The organism is Lysinibacillus composti, assembly GCF_016908465.1.
In the GTDB taxonomy this organism is placed as follows: domain Bacteria; phylum Bacillota; class Bacilli; order Bacillales_A; family Planococcaceae; genus Ureibacillus; species Ureibacillus composti_A.
In genome coordinates this window covers 1-1,468 of sequence record NZ_JAFBDY010000054.1, presented here as the reverse complement: position 1 = coordinate 1,468, position 1,468 = coordinate 1, and the positions used below count along the sequence as shown (strand labels likewise).

Sequence of the window (1,468 nt, the reverse complement as noted above, 5' to 3'; positions counted from 1 at the left end):
CAGCGTTCGTCCTGAGCCAGGATCAAACTCTCCATAAAAGAAAATTTGATAAAGCTCAAATTTTTAGCTGGCATCAATTTTGATGTCCAAAATTTCGCTTCTTAATTAAAAGAAACGTTTATTTCATTAACGTTTTGTTGTTCAGTTTTCAAGGTTCATTTTACTCGCTTGTTTTCAGCGACTTTTATATTATATCGCTATAATTTTCTGTTGTCAACACTTCTTTTTTTGAAAAAGTATTTTTTAAAATGCGACTTTCACATCTTATCACTTAACAAACATACCTGTCAATACTTTTTAATATTAACAAACAATTCATTAAGAGACAACTTTTATAGTTTATCAAAATAATTATTTGAAGTCAACAACTTTAATAACATTTTTGATTTCTTAAAGCGACAATAAATAATATATCATTATCCTAATAATAAAGCAAGGAAGTTATTTAAACTACAAATTTTTAGTAATTATTCTATTCATAAATTAATTGAGCATTGTAGCTGTAGTAATCAGTAAACTATTCTTCCTGTATTCAAATGCAAGTAGACAATAAATCCAGTGTTTACAAAGATTATAGCACCTCCACATTGAATTAATTAATTCCAATTCTAGATCTCCATTTTTAGATATACATCCTATATCTTTCAAGTAATTTGAATATAAAGTTCTTAATTAACAAAAAAGTATCCTTTACTGTCATCAAATTGGATACTCCTTTAATATATTTTCTTTATTGTGGCTTAACTATTCATGATATTAAACATCTGTAACTTAAAAAGGAATTACTCCTATTAAGACTGCCGCTATAGTCATTACAATAGTTATTCCGTATGCCCATTTAAATAGGAATTTTTGATGATCTCTAAATTCCACGCCAGCTAATCCAACTAAAATAAAAGTAGCAGGACTAGTGGAGATAGTGGGAGTCCTGTAGTTGAATGTCCTAAAAGAGCGGCTAACTGTTTGTATAAATTTTCCTCCTCCTATCCACTTTACCGAAATTTAGAAAAACGACTTGAAACTCAGTAATATTTGCTAGCCTAATAACTTTATATTCTTATAATAAGTACGAACTATAAAAATTACTTGTCTTTTAATTTGTCTAATACTAATAGACAGACTATTAGTATTACTCTCAGATTCCCCCACCTAATATCGATCCAGACGCCTACATTCCTAAAGATATATGGGTATTTTTTAACTTTCCCTATTGAACTTACGATCCTTAGAACTTTACATATAAAAAAGCCTAAGCTTTTGCTTAGACTCAGATTGTCGACAAAAGGCCTTCAGAATGGTTTCATTCTGAAGGCCTTTTGTCTTTTTGAGATTTTCCGGGTATTTTTCAGTCTTATTTTAAACAAAAGTACTCGTCGAGTATTCTAATTCAGACCATTTTTGGAGCTTGCCAAGTCCAATTTGCAAGCTTCTTTAAATTCATGGCAGCAAAAGTAAGCATCGCCTGCAT

Annotated in this window: 1 pseudogene; it reads right to left on the bottom strand. The window is 30.0% G+C overall.

Going from position 1 to position 1,468, the window contains the following annotated elements:
• Positions 1–771: 771 nt before the first annotated feature.
• Positions 772–906 (bottom strand): annotated as a pseudogene (locus JOD29_RS20215) (citrate transporter); the annotation flags it as partial.
• Between the last annotated feature and the right edge of the window lie 562 nt (positions 907–1,468).